General features: G+C 73.9%; 20 protein-coding genes and 1 pseudogene. 12 read left to right on the top strand and 9 right to left on the bottom strand.

Going from position 1 to position 23,998, the window contains the following annotated elements; genetic code table 11:
- Positions 1–30: 30 nt before the first annotated feature.
- Positions 31–507, bottom strand: coding sequence for a YcxB family protein (locus GCL84_RS16120; RefSeq protein ID WP_156756283.1), 477 nt, complete (start codon positions 505–507; stop codon positions 31–33).
- Between the two features lie 183 nt (positions 508–690).
- On the opposite strand from GCL84_RS16120, the gene GCL84_RS16125 reads away from it, so the two are divergent.
- On the top strand, positions 691–2,094 hold the full coding sequence (locus tag GCL84_RS16125; RefSeq protein WP_156756320.1) for an ATP-binding protein: 1,404 nt from the start codon (positions 691–693) through the stop codon (positions 2,092–2,094).
- Positions 2,091–4,052, top strand: coding sequence for a vWA domain-containing protein (locus GCL84_RS16130; RefSeq protein WP_156756284.1), 1,962 nt, complete (start codon positions 2,091–2,093; stop codon positions 4,050–4,052). The genes GCL84_RS16125 and GCL84_RS16130 overlap by 4 nt, the downstream gene beginning before the upstream one ends.
- On the opposite strand, the gene GCL84_RS16135 is transcribed toward GCL84_RS16130, so the two are convergent.
- Complete coding sequence (locus tag GCL84_RS16135) at positions 4,049–5,212, bottom strand: TIR domain-containing protein (protein ID WP_156756285.1); 1,164 nt, start codon at positions 5,210–5,212, stop codon at positions 4,049–4,051. The two genes, GCL84_RS16130 and GCL84_RS16135, sit on opposite strands and share 4 nt — an antisense overlap.
- Before the next feature lie 383 nt (positions 5,213–5,595).
- Here GCL84_RS16135 and GCL84_RS16140 point away from each other — a divergent pair, with 383 nt between their 5' ends.
- Together GCL84_RS16140 and GCL84_RS16145 are read left to right on the top strand one after the other, a co-directional pair.
- Positions 5,596–5,823 (top strand): hypothetical protein, encoded by a 228-nt coding sequence (locus GCL84_RS16140; RefSeq protein ID WP_156756286.1) that lies wholly within the window; start codon positions 5,596–5,598, stop codon positions 5,821–5,823.
- Complete coding sequence (locus tag GCL84_RS16145) at positions 5,820–6,596, top strand: hypothetical protein (protein WP_156756287.1); 777 nt, start codon at positions 5,820–5,822, stop codon at positions 6,594–6,596. Before GCL84_RS16140 ends, GCL84_RS16145 begins: the two co-directional genes overlap by 4 nt.
- On the opposite strand, the gene GCL84_RS16150 is transcribed toward GCL84_RS16145, so the two are convergent.
- The 4 genes from GCL84_RS16150 to GCL84_RS16165 form a co-directional block, all read right to left on the bottom strand.
- Positions 6,593–7,705 (bottom strand): J domain-containing protein, encoded by a 1,113-nt coding sequence (locus GCL84_RS16150; protein ID WP_156756288.1) that lies wholly within the window; start codon positions 7,703–7,705, stop codon positions 6,593–6,595. The two genes, GCL84_RS16145 and GCL84_RS16150, sit on opposite strands and share 4 nt — an antisense overlap.
- Before the next feature lie 85 nt (positions 7,706–7,790).
- Positions 7,791–8,273, bottom strand: coding sequence for a hypothetical protein (locus GCL84_RS16155; RefSeq protein WP_156756289.1), 483 nt, complete (start codon positions 8,271–8,273; stop codon positions 7,791–7,793).
- Between the two features lie 163 nt (positions 8,274–8,436).
- Positions 8,437–9,357, bottom strand: coding sequence for an ABC transporter permease (locus tag GCL84_RS16160; protein ID WP_156756321.1), 921 nt, complete (start codon positions 9,355–9,357; stop codon positions 8,437–8,439).
- A gap of 89 nt (positions 9,358–9,446) precedes the next feature.
- Positions 9,447–12,359, bottom strand: coding sequence for an alpha/beta fold hydrolase (locus tag GCL84_RS16165; RefSeq protein ID WP_156756290.1), 2,913 nt, complete (start codon positions 12,357–12,359; stop codon positions 9,447–9,449).
- 329 nt (positions 12,360–12,688) lie between these two features.
- Here GCL84_RS16165 and GCL84_RS16170 point away from each other — a divergent pair, with 329 nt between their 5' ends.
- A complete protein-coding gene (locus GCL84_RS16170; protein WP_156756291.1) occupies positions 12,689–13,726 on the top strand; it encodes a TerC family protein in 1,038 nt (345 codons plus the stop codon).
- Positions 13,727–14,024: 298 nt separating this feature from the next.
- On the opposite strand, the gene GCL84_RS16175 is transcribed toward GCL84_RS16170, so the two are convergent.
- The gene (locus GCL84_RS16175) at positions 14,025–14,414 is read right to left on the bottom strand and encodes an SSI family serine proteinase inhibitor (protein WP_156756292.1); all 390 of its coding nucleotides are present in this window, start codon (positions 14,412–14,414) and stop codon (positions 14,025–14,027) included.
- Positions 14,415–14,683: 269 nt separating this feature from the next.
- Between GCL84_RS16175 and GCL84_RS16180 the strand changes: the two genes are divergently transcribed.
- The 4 genes from GCL84_RS16180 (at position 14,684) to GCL84_RS16195 (ending at position 19,074) form a co-directional block, all read left to right on the top strand.
- Positions 14,684–15,772 (top strand): transposase domain-containing protein, encoded by a 1,089-nt coding sequence (locus tag GCL84_RS16180; RefSeq protein WP_156756293.1) that lies wholly within the window; start codon positions 14,684–14,686, stop codon positions 15,770–15,772.
- Between the two features lie 44 nt (positions 15,773–15,816).
- Complete coding sequence (locus GCL84_RS16185; RefSeq protein ID WP_156756294.1) at positions 15,817–16,863, top strand: Gfo/Idh/MocA family oxidoreductase; 1,047 nt, start codon at positions 15,817–15,819, stop codon at positions 16,861–16,863.
- Positions 16,864–16,923: 60 nt separating this feature from the next.
- Complete coding sequence (locus tag GCL84_RS16190) at positions 16,924–18,351, top strand: MFS transporter (RefSeq protein ID WP_235926305.1); 1,428 nt, start codon at positions 16,924–16,926, stop codon at positions 18,349–18,351.
- Between the two features lie 210 nt (positions 18,352–18,561).
- The gene (locus GCL84_RS16195; protein WP_156756295.1) at positions 18,562–19,074 is read left to right on the top strand and encodes a hypothetical protein; all 513 of its coding nucleotides are present in this window, start codon (positions 18,562–18,564) and stop codon (positions 19,072–19,074) included.
- A gap of 144 nt (positions 19,075–19,218) precedes the next feature.
- On the opposite strand, the gene GCL84_RS16200 is transcribed toward GCL84_RS16195, so the two are convergent.
- Positions 19,219–19,593 carry an FKBP-type peptidyl-prolyl cis-trans isomerase gene (locus tag GCL84_RS16200; protein ID WP_197523291.1) on the bottom strand — a complete coding sequence of 125 codons (375 nt, stop codon included), beginning with the start codon at positions 19,591–19,593 and terminating at the stop codon, positions 19,219–19,221.
- A 467-nt stretch (positions 19,594–20,060) separates the two neighbouring features.
- On the opposite strand from GCL84_RS16200, the pseudogene GCL84_RS30820 reads away from it, so the two are divergent.
- A pseudogene (locus tag GCL84_RS30820) lies at positions 20,061–20,357 on the top strand (DUF6359 domain-containing protein); the annotation flags it as partial.
- 9 nt (positions 20,358–20,366) lie between these two features.
- Positions 20,367–21,131: an endonuclease I family protein gene (locus tag GCL84_RS30825; protein WP_407924399.1), complete on the top strand. Its 765-nt coding sequence runs from the start codon at positions 20,367–20,369 to the stop codon at positions 21,129–21,131.
- Between the two features lie 91 nt (positions 21,132–21,222).
- Here GCL84_RS30825 and GCL84_RS16210 read toward each other — a convergent pair whose 3' ends face one another.
- On the bottom strand, positions 21,223–23,067 hold the full coding sequence (locus GCL84_RS16210; protein ID WP_156756296.1) for a UvrD-helicase domain-containing protein: 1,845 nt from the start codon (positions 23,065–23,067) through the stop codon (positions 21,223–21,225).
- Between the two features lie 90 nt (positions 23,068–23,157).
- Here GCL84_RS16210 and GCL84_RS16215 point away from each other — a divergent pair, with 90 nt between their 5' ends.
- A complete protein-coding gene (locus GCL84_RS16215) occupies positions 23,158–23,988 on the top strand; it encodes a TrmH family RNA methyltransferase (protein ID WP_156756297.1) in 831 nt (276 codons plus the stop codon).
- The last annotated feature ends 10 nt before the right edge of the window (positions 23,989–23,998 follow it).

A 23,998-nucleotide genomic window follows, 5' to 3' on the forward strand; every position in this document is an offset into this window, starting at 1 on the left:
ATCGCCTGCCGCCGGGTCGGGGGCGGGGGATCAGCGCGCCCGCGGCTCGCCCAGCGCGGTGGTGAGCCACCCTCGGAACGCGTCGATGTCCTCGGTGGAGTCGAACGCGCGGCCCGGCACCGGGTGGAAGTCCACCTGCCCGTCGAACAGCACGAAGCAGCGGTCGGTCTCGGCCCAGCGGTCCAGGTCGGCGAACACCACGTCGGTGGCCGCGGTGCCGTCGGCGAGCATCAGCCGCACCGACCGGGCACTGGCCTCGGCGGTCATCTCCTTGCCCGCCACCGGGTCCCGGCGGAACGCCAGCCACACCACCGCCCTGGGCACCGCCGCGACGACCGCGGCGAGCACCACGCCGAGCACCGCGGGCCAGAGCAGGCCGAACCACAGCAGCGCCGCCGAGAACACCAGCAGGAGCAGGGCGTACCAGCGCACCCGCCGCAGCAGCGGTATCGCGATCAGCAGGCCGTCGGCCCAGTCGGCGGCGGCCGGTTCCCAACGCAGGCGCATGCCCGGCAACCTATCCGAGACCCGGAGCGGGTCGTGCCGGGCCCGTGCGCCTGGGCCCGCCGCCGGGACCAGCGCCACACGATGCGCCGTGAGACCCGCAGGTCACCAGACACCGCGCGCGGTTGGAGCGCACTCCACGTCGACCCAGCGCCGGATCGTGCGTAGCGTTCAAGCGTGACCGTTGTGAACACGCCTCCCGCAGACCTGCCCCGCACCGCCGGAGCGCTGCGCGAGCAGGGGCACGCGCCCAAGGGCGTGAAGACCGAGATCCGCGACAACCTGCTGGTCGCGCTGCGCGCGGGCCGCGACCCGTGGCCCGGCATCCTCGGGTTCGGCAAGACCGTGCTGCCGCAGCTCGAGCGCGCCCTGCTGGCCGGGCACGACGTGGTGCTGCTCGGCGAGCGCGGGCAGGGCAAGACCCGCCTGGCGCGCACCCTGGCCGGGCTGCTGGACGAGTGGACGCCGGTGATCGAGGGCTCCGAGCTGGGCGAGCACCCGCTGGAGCCGATCACCCCGGCCTCGATCCGGCGCGCCGCCGAGCTGGGCGACGACCTGCCGGTGGCCTGGCGGCACCGGTCCGAGCGCTACACCGAGAAACTGGCCACACCGGACACCTCCGTCGGCGACCTGGTCGGCGACGTCGACCCGGTGAAGGTGGCCGAGGGCCGCGCGCTGGGCGACCCGGAGACGATCCACTTCGGACTCGTCCCGCGCGCCCACCGCGGCGTCGTGGCGATCAACGAGCTGCCCGACCTCGCCGAGCGCATCCAGGTAGCGCTGCTCAACGTCATGGAGGAGCGCGACATCCAGATTCGCGGGTACACCCTGCGGCTGCCGCTGGACGTGCTCATGGTCGCCACCGCCAACCCCGAGGACTACACCAACCGCGGGCGCATCATCACCCCGCTCAAGGACCGCTTCGGCGCCGAGGTCCGCACCCACTACCCGACCAGCCTCGCCGCCGAGGTGCAGGTCATCCGGCAGGAGGCCCGCCTCGTCGCCGAGGTCGGCGACCCGCTGCTCGAGGCGCTCGCCCGGTTCGTGCGCAACCTGCGCGACTCCTCGGCCGTCGACCAGCGCTCCGGGGTCTCGGCGCGGTTCGCCGTCGCCGCGGCGGAGACCGTCGCCGCCGCCGCGCTGCGCCGCTCCGCGCTGATCGGCGAGGAGCCCGCCGTGGCCCGCCCGATCGACCTCGACGCGGTGCCCGCCGTGCTGCGCGGCAAGCTCGAGTTCGAGTCCGGCGAGGAGGGCCGCGAGCAGGAGCACCTCGTGCACCTGCTGCGCCGCGCGGTGTCCGAGACCGCCCGCGACCGGTTCGCCGGGCTCGACCTGCGCCCGCTCGTCGACGCCGTGGTCGACGGCAACCTGGTGGCCACCGGCGAGCGCGTGCCGGGCAGCGAGGTCCTCGCCGCGCTGCCGGAGCTGCCGGTGCTGCACGAGGTGGCCGTCCGGCTCGACGTCTCACCGACCGATCCACCGGGGCGCGTCGCCGCCGCGATCGAGCTGGCGCTGGAGTACCTGTACCTGGGCCGCAAGCTGGCCAAGGACTCCGAGGGCGCCGGGGGAGCGGCGGTGTACGGCCCGTGACAGCCGACTTCTCCGGCCGCTGGGAGTACCGCCCGTACCACGACGGCCCCGACCCGCTGGCCCCGCCGGTGGACCTGCGCGACGCGCTGGCGGCCATCGGCCAGGACGTGATGGGCGGGTCGTCGCCGCGCTCGGCGCTGGAGGAGCTGCTGCGCCGCGGCACCGACCGCACCCAGGGCCTCGACGACCTGACCAGGCGGCTGTGGGAGCGGCGCTCGCGCATCCAGCGCCGCAACAACCTCGACGGCACCCTCGCCGAGGTCAGGCAGCTCCTCGACCGCGCGCTGGCGGCGGAGAAGCGGGCCCTGTTCCCCGACCCGTCCGACGACGCCCGGTTCCGCGAGGCCCAGCTCGACGCGCTGCCCACCGGCACCGCCGCGGCGGTCAACGAGCTGGCCACCTACGACTGGCAGTCCCCGGAGGCCGCCGAGGCATACCAGCAGATCCGGGACAAGCTCGGCCAGGAGCTGATGGAGTCCCGGTTCCAGGGCATGAAACAGGCGCTGGAGCAGACGACGCCGCAGGACCTCGAGCGGGTGCGGGCGATGATGGCCGACCTGAACGACCTGCTGCTGGCGCACCTGCGCGGCGACGACACCCAGGAGCGGTTCCAGGCGTTCATGCGCGCGCACGGGGAGTTCTTCCCGGAGAACCCGCGCACGGTCGAGGAGCTGGTCGACGCGCTGGCCGCCCGCGCCGCCGCCGCGCAGCGGATGATGAACTCGATGAGCGCCGAGCAGCGCGCGGAGCTGTCCGAGCTGATGGGCAACGCCTTCGGCGACCCTGGGCTGGCCGAGCAGGTGTCCACACTGGACGCCAACCTGCGCGCGCTGCGCCCGGGCGAGGACTGGTCCGGATCGGCCCGGATGCGCGGGGAGAACCCGCTGGGCATGGGCGAGGGCGCGCAGGCCATGCAGGACCTCGGCGAGCTCGACGCGCTGGCCGAGCAGCTCTCGCAGTCCTACCCCGGCGCCCGGCTCGAGGACATCGACCTCGACGCGCTGCGGCGCCAGCTCGGCGACGAGGCCGGTGTCGACGCCCGTCGCCTGGCTGAGCTGGAACGCGAGCTCAACCGCGCAGGCCTGATCGAACGCGCCGCGGACGGGTCGCTGCGCCTGTCGCCCAAGGCCCTGCGCAAGCTGGGCGAGTCGGCCCTGTCGGACGTGCTCACCGCCATGCGCTCGACCAGGGGCGAGCGCGACACCGCCCGCGCGGGCGCGGCGGGCGAGCCGACCGGGGGCACCCGCCCCTGGGAGTTCGGCGACACCGAGCCCTGGGACGTGCCCAGGACCCTGCGCAACGCCGTGCTGCGCGGCGGGTCCTCGGACGGGCGGGTCCGCGTCGAGGTCTCCGACGTCGAGGTCGTGGAGACCGAGCAGCGCGCCAGGGCGGTGGTGGCGCTGTGCGTCGACACGTCGTGGTCGATGGTCCAGGAGGACCGCTGGCTGCCGATGAAGCGCACCGCGCTGGCCCTGCACCAGCTCATCAGCACCCGCTTCCGCTCCGACGAACTACAGCTCGTCACCTTCGGCCGCCAGGCCGCGTCGGTCGACATCGGTGAGCTCACGGCCCTGGAGGGCGCGTGGGAGCAGGGCACCAACCTGCACCACGCCCTCCTGCTCGCGGGCCGCCACCTGCGCCGCCACCCCGGCGCCGAGCCGGTGGTCCTGGTCGTCACCGACGGCGAGCCCACCGCCCACCTCGAACCAGACGGCGAGGCGGTCTTCCAGTACCCGACCACCGAGCGAACCCTCCGCAAGACCCTCACCGAGGTCGACTCCCTGGCCAAGCTCGGCGCCTCGGTGACCGTGTTCATGCTCGGCGACGACCCGAGCCTGGCCGACTTCGTCGACGTGGTCGCGAAGAGGGGCGGCGGCAAGGTCGTCAACCCGGACCTGGACGGCCTGGGCGCCGCGGTGGTGGGCGGCTACCTCCGCACCCGCCGCGGCACGGCCTAGCCGCAGACCCGCCACTCGCCGCTCTCCAGGACGAACGGGAGCGTGCGCCGGTCGACGGCGCCGGTGGCCTCGTTCGTCGTCAGCACGGTGAAGGTCGGCGGGTCCGCCTCATCGTCCACGCTCTCCAGGGTGAGGCGGTAGCCGCCGCCCAGGAAGCTGGATTCGGCGTGCGGCCGAACCCGCTCACACGCCACGTCGCTCAAGGCGGCGACGTCGCGCACGTTCACGGCGTCGACGAACGTGCGGGCGACGGACGCCGGGGTGGGGCCCGGGCCGCTGAACCACAGCCAGCCCGCCGCCACCGCCGCCACGCACGCCACCGCCGCCCCGGACACCCACAACCACCGGCGGCGTCCCCGGACCGGTCGACGCGGCGGGGTGTCGACCAGGTGCGGGCGCCTCGGGCTGCCCGACCACGTGGCCTCCGGCGGCGGCACCCGGCGCTCGCTGAACTCGCGGCCCTCGTGGCGGACCAGGGTCGTCCACTCCGCCCCGTCCCAGTAGCGGCGCTCCACCCGGTGCTCCGGGTCCGGCTGCCAGCCCGGCGCCAGCAGGCGCTCCAACTCGCCCGCCACCGGGCGCGGGACGTCCTGGCGGTCGCGCAGCAGCACCAGCAGCGCCCACACCCGGGCCCGGTCCGGGTCCTCGCGTAGGCGGGCGCGCAGTTCGTGGAAGACCGTGCGCAGTTCGGGCTCGGTCAGGGCGGTGTCGAGGATGCGTTCGCGGTAGGGCTCCAGGTAGGGGACCGGGGGGTCGGGGGGCAGGGGGGTGGGCAGCGGCGGGGTCGACGGCAGGGAGCGCAGGGCCACGCGGAGCTTGACCACCCGATCGGCGCCCAGGTCCGCCGGGTCGAAGACGGGGGCGTCGGCCACCTCGGGGGGTGCGTCCGCCGGGCGGGCGGGCACCAGCAGCACGGGTCGGCGCAGGGCCAGCGCCTGGCGCAATTGGGCCAGGCAGCCGGGGCTGCGGGCCGAGTCGGGGGACAGCACGAGCACGAACACCTCGGTGTTGCGCAGTCGGTGCAGGACACCGGGCCACCAGTCGGGGCCGACGGGCTCGCCGCGGTCCACGGCGACCTGCCTGCCCAGTTGGGCCAGGTCCGCGCGCAGACGCGCGGCGGCCTCGCGGTCCGCGGCCGCGTGGCTGACGAACACGTGCATCGTTGATCCACTCCGCGATCAGCGGCCCAGCGGGGTGCGGGGGCCTGGCGGGGGCGGCGGACGGGGCCCGGTCCCGGGTCGGCCGCCGTCGGTGTCGCATACCCGCCACACACCATTGTCCACGCGGGCCGGTGTGCTCAACCCCTGTCGGCGAGCCGTGTCGAAGAACGCACCGGGCCACGCTAGGGCCGGGGCACCCGCCTCGACAGGGACCAAGGACCCTGTCCGGCTGGGCGCACGCGCCGGGAGCGGCGAAGACGAGAACGGCTCGACATGCGCGGCGGTGGTCCGCGCACCGCTGGTTGACCACGGCGTCCGGTGTCGTTCGCACCATCCACCTCGGGCCGTGCGCGTTAGAGTCGTGGCGAGGCTGGGAGGTCGGTGTGGACGGAGCGCGCGACGGCGCCGTGGACGAGCTGCGGGAGCGGTACGACGAGCCGCTGCCGGAGTCGGTCGAGGCGCTGCCCGCCGACGACGCGCGCGACCTCGCCGCCGCCATGAGCGAGTCGCGGCGGCGGCTGCGCCGGGAACTGAGCGAGTCCACCGACGCCTCGCTGGCGCAGCTTCCCGGGGCCCTGCGCGCGCTGATCAAGCGGGTGCTGGGCCTGTGACCACCCGCATCGAGGTCGCCAAGCTGGCCAGGGTGCTCGGCGAGGACCCGGCGCGCTTCGACTACCTGCTGCCGCTGCCGCCCGAGGACGTCCGCGTGCTGCGCGAGCGGGCCACCGAGCGCCTCTTCAGCGAGAACCGGGCGGCCTACGAGCGGATCGCGGCGGCCAGCAGGCTCGTGCCCAACGCCATCACGGCCGCCATCGCCCAGCGCACCTTCGGTCCGCTGATGTGCGCGCGGGTCGCCGGGGTCCTCGACGCCGACCGCGCCCTGGACCTGGCGGGCAGGCTGAGCGTGGGCTTCCTCGCCGACGTCGCCGCCCAGCTCGACCCGCGCAAGGCCGGGCCGGTCATGGGCAGGCTGCCGCTGGAGACCGTCGTCGCGGTCGGCCGCGAGCTGGTCCGCCGCGGCGACTACCTCACCATGGGCCGGTTCGTCGACGACGCCCCCGACCACACCCTGCGCGCCGTGGTCACCGCCCTGTCCGAGGAGACCCTGCTGCGGGTCGCCCTGCACAGCGACACCCACGACCGCTTCCCCGCCCTGTTCGCCCTGGTCGCCGACGACCGCGTCCCCGCCTTCCTCGCCGCCACCACGACCCCCGACCTCACCGAGGACGTCCTCCCGCTGCTGACCCACCTGGACGCCGACGGCCTCGACCGCCTCGCCGCCGCCGCGGACGAACTCTCCACTGTGGACAGGAAGCGCCTCCGGACGGCCTTCGCGCGCACCGGGGTGGCACTGGCCCCCCTCTCCGGGGCGCTGGGCGGCTAGACCGCGGCGGCGCGCGACACCCGGTCGCGCAGGACCCGCAGGGTGTGCGGGTCCATGACGCCGCAGCCCTCGGCCAGCCACCCGCCCATGCCCCGCACGAACCCCTCGGCCAGCAGCGGGTGCACCCCGCCCACCGGGGTCTCGTCCACGGTCAGCTCCGCGTCGCTGCTCGGGTAGACGAGCAACGCGCCGCGGACCTCGACGCCGGGCAGCATCTCCGCGAACGTCGCCACGGTCTCGGCCAGCGACGTCTGCCCGCCGCGGAACGGGTGGCCGTTGCGCCACAGCGCTCCGTCGTCGTCGAGCTCGTAGTGGCCGGGCAGCCACAGCTTGGACTCGACCAGGACCAGGCGGTGTCCACAGAGGATGGCGTGGTCGACGTCGGCGAACACCGAATCGGGCCGGGACAGGCCGTGGAAGACCTTGGCGCCGGGCAGCCTGCCGGGGTAGCGGGCGATCAGCTCGGCGGTCAGCCGCTCGGCCACCGGCTCGGTGTCCGGCACGCCGAACTCGGCGCGGTCGCCGAACTCGGCCAGCGCCGCCGCCCTGGCCCTGGCCGCCCGCAGGTACGCCCTGCCCAGCCGCAGCGCGGTCAGCGCCACCGCGGCCACCAGCGCCAGCCAGCCCAGCAGCACCACCGGCGACATCGACCCCACGGCCAGCAGCGGGGAGGCGAGCAGCAGCGCGCCGAGCACGGTCGCCGCCCCGGGGGCGTGGCCGGGGCCGTCGCTCGGCCCGATCACCGCCTGGTGGCGGGTCAGGTGCCACCACGGCAGCGAGGCCGGGGGCACGGTGCAGCGCGGGGGGACGAACCCCGGGTCGTGGCGCGTCCTGGGCCGCGGGCGGGCGGCGCCGCGCGCCCGGGCGGGAGGACGGGGGTCGGGCACCGCCGGGGTGTTCCCGCCCCGGTCGTACTCGGCCCGGCGGGCCGGGTCGGACAACGTCTCGTAAGCGGTCTTGAGCAGGCGGAACGTGCCCGCCGTGCCGCCCGCGTCCGGGTGCAGCACCTTGGCCAGCGCCCGGAACGCCGACCTGACCTCCGCCCGGCCCGCGTCGCGGCGCACGCCGAGAAGCTCGTAGTAGTCGACGTCGTCCACGCGGGTGATCATCCCAGACCACCCGCCCCGGGCCCGGCCGGGCCCGGGGCGTTTCGGCTGTCGACTGTGGACTTTCAACCGATCGGGGAACCCGGGGTCAGAACCCGCTGCAGTGCGCCCCCGCGAACTGCCCGGACGCCTTCGCCGTCTTGGCCTGCGCGCCGTCGACCTGGACGCCGCAGGTCACCTCGCCGCCGTCCATGCCGGTGGTGACCATGAGGCTCCCGCCGGAGAGGATGCCGCGGTCGACCTCGAGGGTCTTCGTCCAGGGCAGCGCCACGCCGTTCTCGGTGTTGGTCGACCAGGACCCCGCCGAGTAGCTGGTGTAGGTCACCGACGCGTCCTTGGCGGTCCCGCTGACCGTGTAGACGACGGTGGAGCTCTCCGGGGCGGCCGGCCCCGGGGCGGCCTCGCCGCCCGCGGGCTGCGCCGCGCCCGCCGGGTCCTGCTGGGCGGCGGGCTCGTCCCCGTCCGCCACACCCGCGACGACGGCGATGGCGGCGACGGCGCCGAGCACCCACGGCCACTTCTTCGACTTCGGTCGCGCGGGTGCGGCGGCGGGGGGCGGGGTGTGGGTCATGACAGGCTCCGGGGTCGGTGGTGCGAGGTTCTCGCCCGGCCTGTCGTGCGCCGCCTGGACCCGGTTACCCGGTGCGGCGCGGTTGTCCATGTTCTGTCGTGTCCGGACTGTCGCGCCCGGACGGCGTGCCCGGCCGCGCGGGGCGGCCCGGGCACGCCGGGGCTCAGCTCGTGACGTCCTTGAGCCGGAAGCGCCGCGCGGCCAGCAGCCCGAAGACCGCCGCGTAGACCACCGCGGAGAACGCGCCCTCGGTCATGTTCGTCCAGTCGATGTCGGTCGAGATCAGGTCGGACCAGGCGAACGAGAAGTGCGTCGGCAGGTAGTCGCGCAGGCCGCCCAGCGCGGTGATCTGGTCGAGGATCTGCGACAGGATCGACACCAGCACCGCGCCGCCGACCGCGCCGAGGGGCGCGTCGGTGACCACCGACAGGAACAGCGCCAGCGCCGCGACCCACAGCAGGTTCACCGCGATGTAGCCGACCGAGCCCGCCATGGCCAGCAGCGAGTCGCCGAACGGGATCGCGTCGCCGGTCGGGCTCACCGCCTCGCCGGTGCCGTAGAAGACCATCCCCACCAGCAGGGCCACCAGCGGCAGCAGCACCAGCGCCAGCAGCGACAGGATCGCCGACGCCATCGCCTTCTGCCGCAGCAGCCGGTGCCGGGGGACCGGCATCGACAGCAGGTACTTCAAGCTCGACCAGCTCGCCTCCGAGGCGATCGTGTCGCCGAAGAACAGCGCCACGATCATCGGCAGCAGGAAGCTGCCCGCCGCGAACAGCACGAAGGTCACGAAGTTCGGCGCGCTGGCCGTGGCCAGGTCGACGAACCCGCCGGAGCGGCGGTTGCCCGCGTCCTGCCCGAACTCGAACGCCGCCCACAGGATGAACGGCAGCAGCACCAGGAACCCGAGCAGGAGCTGGGTCCGGCGGCGGCGGAGCTGGCGCACCAGCTCCACCCGCAGCGGCAGGGTCCTCGTCACGCTGAAGCCCTCGACCGACCCGTCCGCGTCGAACCCGGTGTGCTCGCCCGCCGCCGCCCGCTCCAGGCCGTCGATGGCCCCCGGGTCGGTGTAGACGGTCGTCACCGACTCGCCGGGGGCGGTCCCGGCGACCTTGTAGCTGCCGCCCGAGGCCGTGCGGCCGTGGTCGGACCGCTGGCCCCGCTCGTCGTCGCTCACGTGCCCGACCCCTCTCCGACCAACTGCAGGAACGCGTCCTCGAGGCGGCGCTTGGGCCCGGCCTGCTCGACCGCGACCCCCGCGCGCACCAGCTCGGCCACCGCCGACGACCGGGGCAGCTCGCCCAGGTCGGCGTGCACGGCCGTCCCGTCGACCTCGACCGAGCGGACCCCGTCGAGCGCCGAGAGCGCCTCGGCGGCCTTGTCCGGCGCGTCGACCCGGAAGGTCGCCTCGCCGCCGCCCGCCACGATCTCGTCGACCCCGCCGGAGGCCACGAGCCTGCCGCGGTGCATGACCACGACGTGGTCGCAGGTCTGCTCCACCTCCGACAGCAGGTGCGAGGAGACCACGACCGTGCGCCCGGTGGCGGCGTAGCGCCGCAGCACCTCGCGCATCTGGTGGATCTGCGGCGGGTCGAGGCCGTTGGTCGGCTCGTCGAGCACCATCAGGTCCGGGAAGCCGAGCATCGCCTGGGCGATCGCCAGCCGCTGCCGCATGCCCTGGCTGTAGGTCTTGACCTTGCGCTCGACCGCGCCGCCGAGCCCGGCCACGTCCAGCGCCTCGGCGAAGTGCGCCTTGTCCGCCGGGCGGCCGGTGGCCGCCCAGTACAGCTCGAGGTTGGCCCGCCCGGACAGGTGCGGCAGGAAGCCCGCGCCCTCCACGAACGACCCGATGCGCGAGAGCACCGGGGCCCCGGAGCGGATGCGGTGCCCGAACACCCGGATCTCGCCGTCGGAGGGCTGGATCAGACCCATCAGCATCCGCAGCGTCGTCGTCTTGCCCGCGCCGTTGGGGCCGAGCAGGCCGAGGACCTGGCCCTTGTCCACCCGGAACGTCAGGTCGTCGACCGCCTTGAGGCCGCCGGGGTAGGCCTTGGCCAGCCCGGTGATCACCAGCGGCACGTCCGCCAGCGCCGGGTCGTGCTGGTCGGCGCGCTTGCGCCGGACCGCGCCGAGGGCCACCGCGGCCGCGACGACCAGCAGCACCACGCCGATGCCGATCAGCGGGAACGCGGGCGGCGCGGAGGAGGACCGGGTGCCCGGCACCACCGGCACGCCCACGGTGGCGCCCTCGGCGAGGGAGACGGTGTAGGCCGCGGCGGTCGGCGGGACCGCGTAGGCCTGGTCGGTCGTGGTGATCGCCAGCTCGACGACGTGGTCGGACTCGATCGGGCGCACGATGCCGGGCAGCGCCACGGTCACCTCGACCGGCGTCCCGTCGGCGGGCAGCTCCGGTACCCGCAACGGCGAGATCGCCGAGCCGGGCAGCGTCCGCGTGCCGTCCGGCGCGACGTCGTAGAGCTTGGCGAACAGCACCGCGCCGCCCGGGGCCTGCGGCACGCCGGGCTGCGCGGCCACGCGCACCCTGACCGTGCCCGCGCCCGCGATGAGCAGCTGCTGGGTCTGCGCCGGGCTGCTGAACCGGGCCACCTGGCCCGGCAGGTCGACGGCGAGCCTGCCCGCCAGCCGCGAGGACCCGGCGATGAGCTGCCCGAGGCCGGGCATGGAGCTGATCGACGACGGGTTCCCGCCCGGCGGGTTCACGATGGTCTGCGCCTCGCCGCTCAGCGGCAGCTCGGTGCGCCGCACCGGCTGCCCGCCGTCGAGGCCGGGGTAGGAGGGCGCGGTGACGGTGCGCACCGACGGGGAGCCCTGGGGGCGCAGCGCGCCCTGGACCGCGTACTCGAAACCGGTGCCCGGGTCGGCGCCCCGACCGCGCAGGTGGAAGTCGAACCAGTCGGCGATCTGGCCGCGCAGGGTCGCGCCCGGCTTGCCGCCGTCGTGGCCGCCGGTGTACCAGACGACCTTCACCGGACCGCCGTTCGCGCTGATCTGCCGGGCGCTGGCGTCGGCCTGGTCGAGGCCGAACAGGGTGTCCTGCTCGCCCTGCACCAGCATCGTCGGCTGGGTGATCGAGCCGGTGACCGACGCGGGGGAGACCCGCGCCAGCAGCCGGGTCGTCGCCTCGTCGGCCTGGCCCGTGGTGGCGACCTGGGTGTAGGCCCGGCACACCGCGTCGGTGAACCGGCCGCAGGCGCCGCGCTCCTGGTCGGGGCGCGAGCCCTGGCCCTCGGGCGCGCCCTGCGCCCCCGGGCCGGCCTGCTGCGCCTCGGCCGCCGCGGCGGCGGCGTTCGGGTCGGCGGTGCCCGCGGCCCCGCCGGAGCTGTCGTCCTCGTCGCTGCCCTCCTCGGCGGCCTCCGAGGTTGGGTCCGCCAGGCCGCCCCCGCCCATCCCGGCGGCGAAGAAGATGCCCGCCCACGACCGCTTGAACACACCCGCGGGCTGGTACGGGTTGGCCGCGGGCGAGGCGGCGACCTCGCCGGTGGTGGCCGAGTTGGGGATCAGCGCCTGGCCGAGGTCGTTGTAGGTGATCGTGGGGACGAGCGCGTCCACCCGCTTGTCCACGCCTGCCAGCAGCAGCGACAGCGCGCCGCCGTAGGACCCGCCGGTCACGCCGACCACCGGGTCGTCCGCGCCGGTCTTGCTCACTTCGGGCTGGCGGGCGAGCCAGCTCACCAGCCCGCTGGCGTCGGCGACCTCGTAGTCGGGGTCGTTGAGCCCGATCCGCCCCCCGCTGCGGCCGAACCCGCGGGCCGACCAGGCCAGCACCACGAAGCCCCGGCGGGCCAGCTCCCGCGCGTCGGACTCGACGCTGCGCTTGCTGCCGCCGAACCCGTGGGCGAGCAGCACCGCGGGCGCGGGCGTCGCCTCCGGCAGGTACACGGTGGTGTCGAGCGTGACTGGCTCGTCGCGGCCGGGGCCGCTCATGACTTCGAGAAAGGCCTCGCGGCTCGCGACGGGGGCGTCACTGTCGTCCTGGTTCAACCAGACGAGTCCCGCCGCGGCGAGTGCCACGACGAGGAGGGTGACGGCTGTTCGGCGCGTGCGGAGGCGGGGGGTCCTGGGCACGTCACGGACGGTATCCGCCGGAACCTGAGAGCCTTCCCAGCGGGGTGGGCGGGTGCCCCGGATGGCGGTGTCGCGTCCCGGTGGCGGCTGCTCCGGCGCGTGCGAGTGTGACCAAGGTCCGATCGACCCGGCTGGCTTACCGACGATCACGCGTGGACAATTCCGGACAGCTAGTCAACGCGGAGGGGAGTATTCCTTTCGCGCCGTTCCCGTCAGCACGGTCTCCCGCGGGGGGCCCGGGGGCGGCGGTCCGTGCGCCGCCACCAGGCGGGACGGGTGGAAGAGACCTCCGGGGTCGGCCCATGCCCGAAACCGGAGGAAACTGTCCCATGCTCGTACCCCTGTGGGTGTGGCTCGCCACTCTCGGCGGCCTGCTCGTCCTCCTCGCGATCGACCTGGTGATCGTCGACCGCAAACCGCACGAGGTCACCGTCGGGGAGGCGGGCCGCTGGGTCGCCTTCTACGTCGCCTGCGCCGTCGCCTTCGGGGTGGGGGTGTGGCTGTTCGCGGGCGGCACCTACGCGGGCGAGTTCTTCGCCGGCTACATCACCGAGTACTCGCTGTCGGTGGACAACCTGTTCATCTTCATGGTGATCATGTCCGCGTTCGCCGTGCCCAAGGTCCACCAGCACAAGGTGCTGCTCGTCGGCATCGTGCTCGCGCTGGTCATGCGCGGCATCTTCATCGCCGTCGGCGCGGTCGCGATCAACGAGTTCAGTTGGATCTTCTACCTCTTCGGCGTCTTCCTCGTCTACACCGCCGTGAAGCTCTCCAAGGAGGGGCTCGGCGAGGACGAGGACTACGAGGAGAACGCCATGACCAAGCTGGCCCGGCGCGTGCTGCCGGTGACCGACCGCTACCACGGCGGGTCGTCGGTCGTGCGGATCGATGGCAAGCGCTTCGTCACCCCGATGTTCCTGGTGATGATCGCCATCGGCACCGCGGACCTGCTGTTCGCCGTCGACTCGATCCCGGCGATCTTCGGCCTGACCCAGGAGCCGTTCCTGGTCTTCACCGCCAACGCCTTCGCCCTGATGGGCCTGCGGCAGCTCTACTTCCTGCTCGGCGGCCTGCTGCGCAAGCTGGTGTTCCTGCCCATCGGCCTGGCGGTCATCCTCGCCTTCATCGGCGTCAAGCTGGTCCTGCACGCCATGCACGAGAACAGCCTGTCGTTCATCAACGGCGGGCAGCCGCTGCCGGTGCCCGAGGTCAGCATCGCGTTCTCGCTGATCGTCATCGTGGGCGTCCTGGCGATCACCACCGTCGTCAGCCTCTGGAAGACCCGGCGCGACGGGCTCAAGGAGGCCGAGCGGGTGCGCGCGGCCCAGACGGCCGAGCGCGCGGCCGTGGAGTCCCAGCAGGGCTGAGCCCCCGCGCCAAGCCCCCCCAACACCGCCACGCCCGTTTCCGTCCTCGCCGTCAAAGGCAGCCCGCGAGAGTGCCTTTGAGATGTGGCGAAGACCGCGAAACGGGCGTGGCGGTGGCTTTCCGGAAGTGCTACCCGACTCCGAAGTGGCGATCATCACTGCGATGATCATTGCCCGCGCTGGTCGGAAAATGTCGCGCGGATGTCACAGCGATTTTTCGCGTTCGCCCGTTCGGGGTCACGCGTTTTGGTGAATCCGGGTCACGTGAAATCGCCGTCAAAAGATCGTCCACTCCGGATTAATCCGTTGTGGCCCAAGTGAAGACGGGGCCGGTCTCGGCGTTCATCAGGCACGGGTTGCTGTACTCGTGGGTGACGGTGAGTTTGTGTCCTCTCCAGTACCCGTAAGCGCTCACCCGTATGGGGGCATACTGGAGCGTGCAGATCATGTTCCCGGCCGATGACAACTGGGTGACATCGCCCGCGACCGGGTCCAGTGCCGCGCAGGCCGCTTGCGGCTGCGGGTGATCGCCCCCCGGCGGCTCACACCGCAGGGTGGTGGTGCGGACACCGTCTTGGTGGTCGGCCACCGCCAAGACCAGGTGCGTGCCGCCGGTGTGCCCGACGACGGGAAGCGTCGCCGGACCTGCCGCGGTCGCGGCGAGCATGGCGAGCGGGATTGCGAACATGGTGCTTGCTCCTGCCTGGAGATCGGTTTCCTGGCCGAATGGGGAACCGGGGAAACCGCGCCGGGGCGGGCAGGTGGCCGCCGCCGGTGAAACAAGGGTAAGGCGGGGCGAATCGCTTTGCGTGCCGGGGGTCTGGCGCTGGGGGGCGACCCGGTGCTATTCATGTCGCCGCACTGGTCGAGAAGATCGACAAGTTTATCGCTTCCTTAGTGCGCGCCACAAGATCAGGCGGGCAGCGACATCAGGTGAAGGGTCCATTGGTGGGCGGAATGACACGTGCGGCCAAGGCCGCGCGCGACCGGTTGTCCGACCGGGTGGCGATCGGGATGCTGATCGAGGCGTTCCCGCCCGCGGAGGTCGACGCCGCGATCGACGCGGCCGGGGTCCGCGAGCAGCGGTCCCGGTCGCTGCCCGCCCGCACGATGGTCTACTTCACCCTCGCGCTGTGGCTGTTCGGCGGCGCCGGGTACGACTCGGTCCTGGCCCGCCTCACCGCGGGCATGCGCTGGGCCGGGGTGCCGCTGGGCAAGCGCTCCGCGCCCAGCACCGGCTCCATCACCAAGGCCCGCAAGCGGCTGGGACCGGAGGTCATGCGCAGCCTGTTCCAGGGCCGCGCCGCCGCCGACCGGCTCCTCGACGAGCGCTCCGGCCGCGCCGCCGACGAGCGCTGGCGCGGCCTGCGGGTCTGCTCGCTCGACGGCGCCTCGGTCGCGGTGGCCGACACCCCGGCCAACCTCGCCGCCTTCGGCGGGGCGGACGTGCGGCTGTCCGCCCTGGCCACCCCCGGCCGCGGCACCCTGGTCGAGGTCGGCGTCGGCGTCGCGGCCGACGACCTCGGCCTGACCGTGCTCGACCGGCTCACCCCCGGCACCCTCGTGGTGTCCCAGCGCGCGGGCGTGGCCGAGGACCTCTGGCGCGCCGCCGCCGAGGCGGGCGCCGACCTGCTCTGGTCGCCGCGGCCGACCGCCGTGCTGCCCCGGCTGCAGCCGCTGGGCGACGGCACCCACCTGTCCAGGGTCCTGCCCGACCGCGACCCGGCTGGGGAGTCGCTGGCCGTGCGCGTCCTCGAGGTCGGCGACGCGGTGCTGCTCACCACGCTGCTCGACCCCGACCAGGCCCCGGCCGCGGAACTGGCCGCGCTGCACCGCGCCCGGTGGCGGTTCGACACGGTGTTCGACACCCTGGAGACCGGTCCGGTGACCCTGCGGTCGCAGGACCCCGAGGGGGTGGCCCAGGAGCTGTGGGCGATGCTCTGCGTGTACCAGGCGGTCCGCCCGTGGCGGCAGCCCGGCGTGCCGGTCGAGGCCCCGGGCCCGCGCCCGCCCGCCCGGCGCGGATCGATGGTGGACCTGTCCTGACCCCGGCCGACCGGCCGGGGCCGGTCGTGGAAGGGGAACAGCGGATGCCGGACGACCTCCGGGTTGCGGTGATCGGGTACGGACTGGCGGGCAGCGCGTTCCACGCCCCGCTCGTCGACGCCGTCGAGGGGATGCGCGTCACCGCCGTGGTGACCGGCGACGCCGGGCGCGCCGCCGCCGCGCGCGAGCGCCACCCGGGCGTCGTCGTGCACGGCGCCGCCGACGCGGTGTTCGCCGACCCCGGCGCGCACGACCTCGTCGTCGTCGCCTCGCCCAACCGCTTCCACGTCGAGCAGGCCACCGCCGCGCTGGCGGCCGGGCTGCCCGTGGTCGTCGACAAGCCCGCCGCCGCCACCGCGGCCCAGGTGCGCGCGCTCGCCGCCGCGGCCGAGGACGCCGGGCGGATGCTCACCGTGTTCCAGAACCGCCGCTGGGACGGCGACTTCCTGACCGTGCGGCGGCTGCTCGCCGACGGCGCGCTCGGCGCCGTCGCCCGCTTCGAGTCCCGGTTCGAGCGCGGCGCCAAGCCGGTCCGCGCGCGGTGGCGGACCAGCCAGGACCCGGCCGACTTCGCCTCGATCGTGCACGACCTCGGCACGCACGTGGTCGACCAGGCGATCGTCGCGTTCGGACCCCCGACCGAGGTCAGCGCCGAGGCACTGGTGACCCGGCCGGGGGTCGGCGCCGTCGAGGACGCGACCATCGCGCTCACCCACGGGGGCGGGGTCCGCTCCTACCTGCGGGTCAGCGCCACCACCGTGCCCGTCGCGCCCCGCTTCGCCGTCGCGGGCCCGACCGCCGGGTTCCGCTGCTGGGGGCTGGACCCGCAGGAGGCCAACTCCCGCGCGGGGATGCGCCCGACCGAGCCCGGCTTCGGGTCCTACGGCCGCGACGGCACGCTGCTCACCGCCGACGGCGAGACGCCGGTCCCGACCCAGGACGGCGACTACGCCTCCTTCTACCGCGCGGTGCGCGACTGCGTGCGCGGCGAGGGCGAGCCGCCGGTGCCCCTCGCCGACTCGATCGTGCTCGCCGAGGTGATCGACGCCGCGCTGCGCTCGGCGGAGCAGGGCGGTCCCGTCCGGCTCTGACCGGGTGCCGCCCGCCCCGCCGGGGGTGTCAGCGGGACGGGCGCGGGGTAGCTCGCTGCTGTGCCGTCCGACCCCACCCCCGAGTCCCCGGACCCCCGGCGCTGGCGCGCGCTCGCCGTGACGCAGGCCGCCGGGTTCATGAGCCTGCTCGACGTGAGCATCGTCAACGTCGCGCTGCCCTCCATCCAGGCCGACCTCGGCGCCTCGCCGTCGGGCGCGCAGTGGATCATCTCCGGCTACGCCCTGACCTTCGGGCTGTCGCTGGTGGCCGGCGGGCGGCTGGGCGACGCGCTGGGCAGGCGGCGGATGTTCCTCATCGCGCTCACCGGCTTCGTCCTCACCAGCGCGCTGGCCGGGGCCGCGCACAGCCTCGAGCTGCTGGTGGTCGCGCGGCTGCTGCAAGGTTTCACCGCAGGCCTGCTGACCCCGCAGAACACCGGGCTGATCCAGGACATGTTCGCGGGCGGCGAGCGCGGCAAGGCGTTCGGGATCTTCGGCGCCACCGTCGGCATCTCCACCGCCGTGGGACCGGTGCTCGGCGGGGTGATCCTCGCCCTGTTCGGCGAGCCCGGCGGCTGGCGCTGGGTGTTCTACGTGAACCTGCCCATCGGCGCGGTCGCGCTGCTGCTGGCCGCGCGCCTGCTGCCGCGCCGCGAATCCTCGGGCAGGCCCGACATCGACGTGGTCGGCGCGGTGCTGCTCGGGCTCGCGGTGCTCAGCCTGCTGTTCCCACTGGTGCAGGCCGACGACCTGGCGGTGCTGTGGTGGCTGTTCCCGCTCGCCGCGCTGATCGGCTACAGCTTCGTCCGGTGGGAGCGGCGGGTGGTCGCGCGCGGCCGGGCGCCGCTGATGGACACCCGGCTGTTCGCCGGGACACCCGGGTACGTCACCGGGGCGGTCGTGGGGCTGGCCTACTTCTGCGGGTTCACCGGCATCTGGCTGGTCTTCGCCCTCTACTTCCAGTCCGGCCTGGGGTTCTCGCCGCTGGAGTCGGGGCTGGCCGTGACCCCGTTCGCGGTCGGGTCGGCGGCGTCGGCGGCGATCGCGGGGCGGCTGGTCGAGCGGCTGGGCAGGCTGCTGACCGTCGTGGGGCTGTGCCTGGTGGCGGGCGGGCTCGCGGTCGTCGCCGTGGTGGCGCTGACCGTCGACGGACCGGGGGTCGTGTGGTGGATCGCGCTGCCGATGCTCGTCGCCGGGGTCGGCGGCGGGGCGGTGATCTCGCCGAACACCACGCTGACGCTGGCGAGCGTGCCCAACCGGATGGCCGGGGTGGCGGGCGGGCTGCTGCAGACCGCGCAGCGGATCGGCACCGCGATCGGCACCGCCGCGCTGAGCACCGTCTTCCACGCCGTGCTCGGCGCGGGCGGCGGCTACCCGCACGCGGTGTCGGCGGCGCTGGGCTGCGCGGTCGGGTTCGTCGTGCTCGCGCTCGGTGTCGCCGTCCTGGACCGCCGACGGACGCAGCCGCCTGCGCCGGTTGGGGGATAGCTGGCGAAACATAGGGGTAGTCGGTCGGAAATTCCCGGCCCAACCAGGCGAAATCGCGCGCCGCGCCGTTTACGCTCGCGCTGGAAGTGGCCCGCCGTCAGCCCCGGTCCCCTGCGTTCCCCCGGGCCGACAGCGGCCTGGAAACCCGCACTCCCAGCCCGGCGCCCCGCCGGGCGGGTGGCGGCTGCCCACCGGAAGGAACCCGTCCCCATGCGCTCTGCCCTGCTCCGGGTCGCCACCGTCGCGTCCGCGGCCTGCGCCGCCATCGCGCTCGGCTCCACCGCCTCGGCCACCGCCGCCGAGGCCGACGCCCCGGCGACGATCCAGGTCACCAAGCTCAGCCACAGCGACGCCGCCGCCCGCCTGCGCTCGTCGGGCATCGGCATCTCCTCCAGCGGTGGCTGCAGCGACCGCAACACCCCGACCTGCACCTCGCTCAGCCAGGTCAACCTGGCCACCATCCAGGGCGCGCAGACGCTCAAGCGCGCCAGCGGCTGCGGGCTCACCGTCACCGGCGGGACCGAGGTCGGCCACGCCAGCGGCACCTACAGCCACTGGAACGGCTACAAGCTCGACTTCTCGCTGAGCAGCTGCCTCACCAGCTACGTCAAGAACAACTTCCGCTCCATCGGCGGCAGCAAGTGGCAGGCGGCCAGCGGCAACGTCTACTACCTCGAGAGCAACCACTGGGACGTCGTCTTCTACAACTGCGGTGGCTGCTGACCGCTGCCGGTCGTCGATCGGTTGTGTTCGCGATCCCTAGTCACACTATTAGCTAACAACTATATAGATAAACCGATAGCCCGCGGGTGAAAAACCAGAGGACCGGCCCGCCAGGCGGCGAGCCGGTCCTCTGGTGGCGTTCGGTCAGCTCACGCCGAGCAGGTCCACCACGAACACCAGGGTCTCGCCCGGCTTGATCACGGCGCCCGCGCCGCGGTCGCCGTAGCCCAGGTGCGGGGGGATGACCAGCTTGCGGCGACCGCCCACCTTCATGCCCGCGACCCCGCGGTCCCAGCCCGCGATGACGCGGCCGCCGCCGAGGGGGAAGCTGAAGGTCTCGCCGCGGTTCCACGAGGCGTCGAACTCCTCGCCGGTGGAGAAGGTGACGCCCGCGTAGTGCACCGTCACGATCTGGCCCGGCTGGGCCTCGGGGCCGTCGCCGACGGTGATGTCCTCGGTCACCAGGTCCGCGGGCGGTGTGCCGTCGGGGCGGTCGATCTCGGGCTTCTCCAGCGCCATGCTGCTGCTCCCATGGTCGGTTGCGTTCTCTCGCCGCAATCCTCTCGTGGGGGCATCCGTCCCGCGCGCCGACCCCGGTAACGGATCGGGCACCGGGGACGACGTAGTGGGTGCGGCTCTGCCACCCCCCGACGGCAGGGCCGCTTCTTCGTGCCCAGGTCAGGCGCTCGGGCGCGTGGGCTGCGCCAAGTGGACCGAGCCGGGTGAGCCTTTGGGTACGCATCCCGTTTTCGACACGAAGAAGCCGCACCGAGTTCACGCCACAGTGCGTTATTTCGTGGCAACCTTCACTCGAACGTGCATACGTAGTCACTTTGCGTCGACTCCTGCGTCGACCGTCGGGGAAGGGGCTCAAGCCCGTGCGACAACGCCGTTGGACCCTGTTAGGGCTGTTCACCGCAGTGGCGGCGACAGCGACGACCGTCGTGGCGCTGCAGGCGCCCGCCGGGGCTGCCGCCCCGCTGACCGTGGCCCAGGCGGTGAGCCAGCAGGGCTCCGGCCCCGGCGTGGTCCGCGGCTTCGTCGTCGGGCAGCCGACCGCCACCAACACCGTGGTCCGGTCGAACTTCCCGAACGACTACGCGCTCGCCCTGGCCGACTCGGCCACCGAGACGAGCACCAGTCGGATGATCTACGTCCAGATCCCCAGCGCGCACCGCGCGGGCTTCGGGCTCAGGACGAACCCGGCGCTGCTGGGCAAGCAGCTCGAGGTCACCGGCACCCTGGCCGCGTACTTCTCGCACGCGGGCATCACCTCGTCGAGGTCGTTCACACTGGTCGGCGGCACCACCCCGTCCCCGACCCAGCCCCCGACGAGCACGCCCCCGCCCACCGGCGGCGGTGCGTACGACGACACCTACTACCGGGCCGCGCTCGGCAAGACCGGACCCGCGCTCAAGTCGTCGCTGCACACCATCATCAAGACCGGCGTCAAGGCGCTGAGCTACGACACCGTCTGGACCGCGCTCAAGCAGACCGACCAGGACCCGAACAACCCCTCCAACGTCATCCTGCTCTACTCCGGCCGCTCCCAGGCCAAGTCCACCAACGGCGGCGGCGCCGACCAGTGGAACCGCGAGCACGTCTGGGCCAAGTCCCACGGCGACTTCGGCACCGCGACCGGCCCCGGCACCGACGTGCACCACCTCCGCCCCACGGACGTCACGGTCAACTCGACCCGCGGCAACAAGGACTTCGACAACGGCGGCTCGGCCGTGTCGGAGTGCTCGGGCTGCTACACCGACTCCGACAGCTTCGAGCCGCGCGACGCGGTCAAGGGCGACGTCGCCCGGATGATCCTCTACATGGCCGTGCGCTACGAGGGCAACGACGGCTGGCCCGACCTGGAGGTCAACGACAACACCTCCAACGGCTCGAACCCCTACATCGGCAAGATCTCGGTCCTGCGCCAGTGGCACGCCCAGGACCCGCCGGACGCGTTCGAGAAGCGGCGCAACCAGCTCATCCACGACAACTGGCAGCACAACCGGAACCCGTTCATCGACCACCCGGAGTGGGTGGCCTCGATCTGGGGCTGATCGGCGGCCTCGCGGCGGGCGTCCCCNGTGCGGGGGCGCCCGCCGCGGCCCGTTCAAGGTCTCCAGCTCCGCTGCGCGCCTCACGGGCGGATCAGGGGCGCACAACGCCCCACCACAGGTGGTCCCGCGCGCGTGTCGCGGCGACGAGGTGCCTGCGCTCGGCGAGCCTGCCCGCCTCCGGGTCGTCGTCGGCGGGGGCGTCCGCGGCGACCACGAACACGTTCTGGAAGTCGACGCCCTTGGCGCGCAGGACCGTGCCGACCTTGACGGTGTCGTCCGGCTCGCCGGAGTAGCGCTCCAGCGGGGTCACCGCGATCCCGGCCGCGACCAGCGCCGCCGCGCAGCGGTTGCGGGTGGCGTGGTCGAAGGTGATCACCGCCGTCCGCTGGGAGGCCGGGGCGCCCGCGATCGCCGAGACCAGGGCGGCGGGCAGCTCGGCCGCCGTGCCCGCCCAGGTCCGCACGCTGCCGCCGGGGGAGTGGGCGGCCTCCACCTCGCGCAGCGTCACGCCCGCGCCGCCGTCGAGGTCGTCCACGGCGTCGACCGCGCCCATGGCCCGTGCGAAGTCGAGGATCTCCGTGCGGTTGCGGTAGTTGACCCGCAGCACCTCGCCGCGGCCCTGCACCGGGATGCCCGCCTCCGACAGCCGCCACCCACCCGGGTAGACCTGCTGCTGCCCGTCGCCGACCAGCAGCAGCCGGTTGGGGCCGTCGCCCGCGACCCGGTGCAGCAGCCGCAACCCGGCCAGCGACAGGTCCTGCACCTCGTCGACGACCACCGCCGCGTACGCCGCCGGGGCCTGTCGGGCCACCTCGGCCTCGGCCCGCGCGATGACGTCGTCGAAGTCCACGGCCCCGCGCCTGGCCAGCTCGTCGCGGTAGCGGTCGCGCAGCGCCCAGACGGACTCCTTCTGCCGCTCGGTGAGCCGCAACCGCCTGCCGCGCCGGGGAACCCGCAGGTATTCCTCCAACGTGGACAGACCGCGGCCGCCGATCACCTGGCGCAGCTCGTCGTGCCAGTAGGCCGAGTCCGGCTCCAGCGGGGTCAGCTCGTGACGGCAGGCCGCCCACGCCAGGGAGAAGGCCGTGGTGACCGCGCCGCTGTCGAGCACGACGTCGTGGCCGCGCTCGCGCAGCAGGCGCAGCGCCCAGGCGTGCAGGTTGGTGAACTCCACCCGGTCGGCCAGTTCGGGGGCCAGCGCGCGGAACGCCCGGGCGTGCACCTCGGGCAGCGTGCGGACGAACGTGGTGAACAGCAGCGGGCCGGGCGCGCGGCGGGCGAGGTGGCGCATCCGGTGCAGGGCGACGACTGTCTTGCCGGTGCCCGCAGGGCCGCTGACCCGGGCGGGGCCGGTGTAGTGGCGGGTGACCAGCTTGCGCTGGGAAGGGTGCAGGAAGGTCAGCCAGCTATCGAACGGGCGCTCCCGAGCCTCCTCGACCACGTCGCCGACGACCGTGTCGCCGTTGAGCAGTTCTTGTTGCTGGTCGGCCTTCGCCTGTTTGCGCGCTGTCCGGAGACGGTAGTGGCGCAGGCGGGGGCGCAACTGCTCGACGAGGGAGTCGGCGGTTTGGGGGCTGAGGGCGTCGGTGGGCAGCTTCGCCAGGCCCAGTTCGTTGACGGCCAGGTAGAGGCGGTCGTCGCGGCTGCGAGCCTCGTCGGCGCCTGGCCGGACCCAGATGACGGTGACAGCCGTCGAGGGCAGCTCCCGCCCGCGTGGCCCGCGCAGGCCCGCGCACCGCTCCTCGGCATGTCGGACCAGGGACCGGGCGGTGTCGGCGGCGGGCGCGTGGTCGCCGATGGTGAACGCGAGCACGCCCGATCGGCTGACCTGGAAGGCGTCGGGCTCACCCGGCGCGGGCTCGGCGCGGACGAACAGCCCGCCGCCCGCCGAGGTCCCGGCCAGCAGCGCCGCGAGGACCCGCCTGTCGTCCGCCACGAGCGCCCAGGATACCCGCGCAAGATCGTTTTCGCCGGGCGTCGTCCCGGCGTCCGGCGGTGGGCGGGCGTTTCCCTATAGTCGTCGCTCGTGGTCAAGCGGGTATCGGTGCGCAACGCGCAGTTCCAGCAGTGGCAGGCGCTCCTCGGCAACCGCACCAAACGGCAACGCGCGGGCGAGTTCCTCATCCACGGCGTCCGCCCCATCACCCTGGCGATCGAGTGCGGTTGGCCGCTGACCGCCGTCCTGCGCACAGCGGGGCCCAAGCTGTCGGGCTGGGCGCAGGGCGTCCTGGAGACGGTCGACGCCCCCGTCTACTCCGTTGCCGCCGACCTGATGGCCGAGCTGTCCGAACGCACCGACGACGGCGTCGAGCTCATCGCCGTCGGCGCCGTCCCCCCGGACTCCCTCGACCGCGTGCCGATCACCCCCGACATGCTGGTCGTCGCCTTCGACCGCCCCACCAGCCCCGGGAACATCGGCGCGATCACCCGCTCGTGCGACGCGCTCGGCGCCGCGGCCCTAATCGTCACCGGCCACGCCGCCGACCCCTACGACCCCAAGTCGGTCCGCGCCACCACCGGCTCGCTCTTCGCCGTCCCCACCGTCCGCGTCGGCTCCCCCCGCGACGTCGGCGAGTGGGTCGAGGCGGTCAGGTCCCAGGGCACCCCCCTCACCATCGTCGGCACCGACGAACACGGCCCGTCCCGGATCACCGAGGTCGACCTGACGGGCCCCACCCTCCTGGTCATCGGCAACGAGACCAAGGGCATGAGCACCACCTGGCACACCCTGTGCCACACGACCCTCCACATCCCCATCGGCGGCGCCGCCAGCTCCCTCAACGCCGCCAACGCCGCCACCCTCACCCTCTACGAGGCCGCGCGCCAACGCGGCTTCCCCGCCGCGGCCCCCCGCTGATCCCCGGGGA

This window comes from Actinokineospora pegani (assembly GCF_009745975.1).
GTDB classification, from domain to species: domain Bacteria; phylum Actinomycetota; class Actinomycetes; order Mycobacteriales; family Pseudonocardiaceae; genus Actinokineospora; species Actinokineospora pegani.

Bases quoted from the DNA above. Each gene is read 5' to 3' on its own strand.
- GCL84_RS16185 (WP_156756294.1), top strand. From the start codon at position 15,817: ATGCCGGACGACCTCCGGGTTGCGGTGATCGGGTACGGACTGGCGGGC.
- GCL84_RS16120 (WP_156756283.1), bottom strand. From the start codon at position 507: ATGCGCCTGCGTTGGGAACCGGCCGCCGCCGACTGGGCCGACGGCCTG.
- GCL84_RS16135 (WP_156756285.1), bottom strand. From the start codon at position 5,212: ATGCACGTGTTCGTCAGCCACGCGGCCGCGGACCGCGAGGCCGCCGCG.
- GCL84_RS16170 (WP_156756291.1), top strand. From the start codon at position 12,689: ATGCTCGTACCCCTGTGGGTGTGGCTCGCCACTCTCGGCGGCCTGCTC.
- GCL84_RS16175 (WP_156756292.1), bottom strand. From the start codon at position 14,414: ATGTTCGCAATCCCGCTCGCCATGCTCGCCGCGACCGCGGCAGGTCCG.
- GCL84_RS16150 (WP_156756288.1), bottom strand. From the start codon at position 7,705: ATGATCACCCGCGTGGACGACGTCGACTACTACGAGCTTCTCGGCGTG.
- GCL84_RS16195 (WP_156756295.1), top strand. From the start codon at position 18,562: ATGCGCTCTGCCCTGCTCCGGGTCGCCACCGTCGCGTCCGCGGCCTGC.
- GCL84_RS16155 (WP_156756289.1), bottom strand. From the start codon at position 8,273: ATGACCCACACCCCGCCCCCCGCCGCCGCACCCGCGCGACCGAAGTCG.
- GCL84_RS16180 (WP_156756293.1), top strand. From the start codon at position 14,684: ATGACACGTGCGGCCAAGGCCGCGCGCGACCGGTTGTCCGACCGGGTG.
- GCL84_RS16200 (WP_197523291.1), bottom strand. From the start codon at position 19,593: ATGGCGCTGGAGAAGCCCGAGATCGACCGCCCCGACGGCACACCGCCC.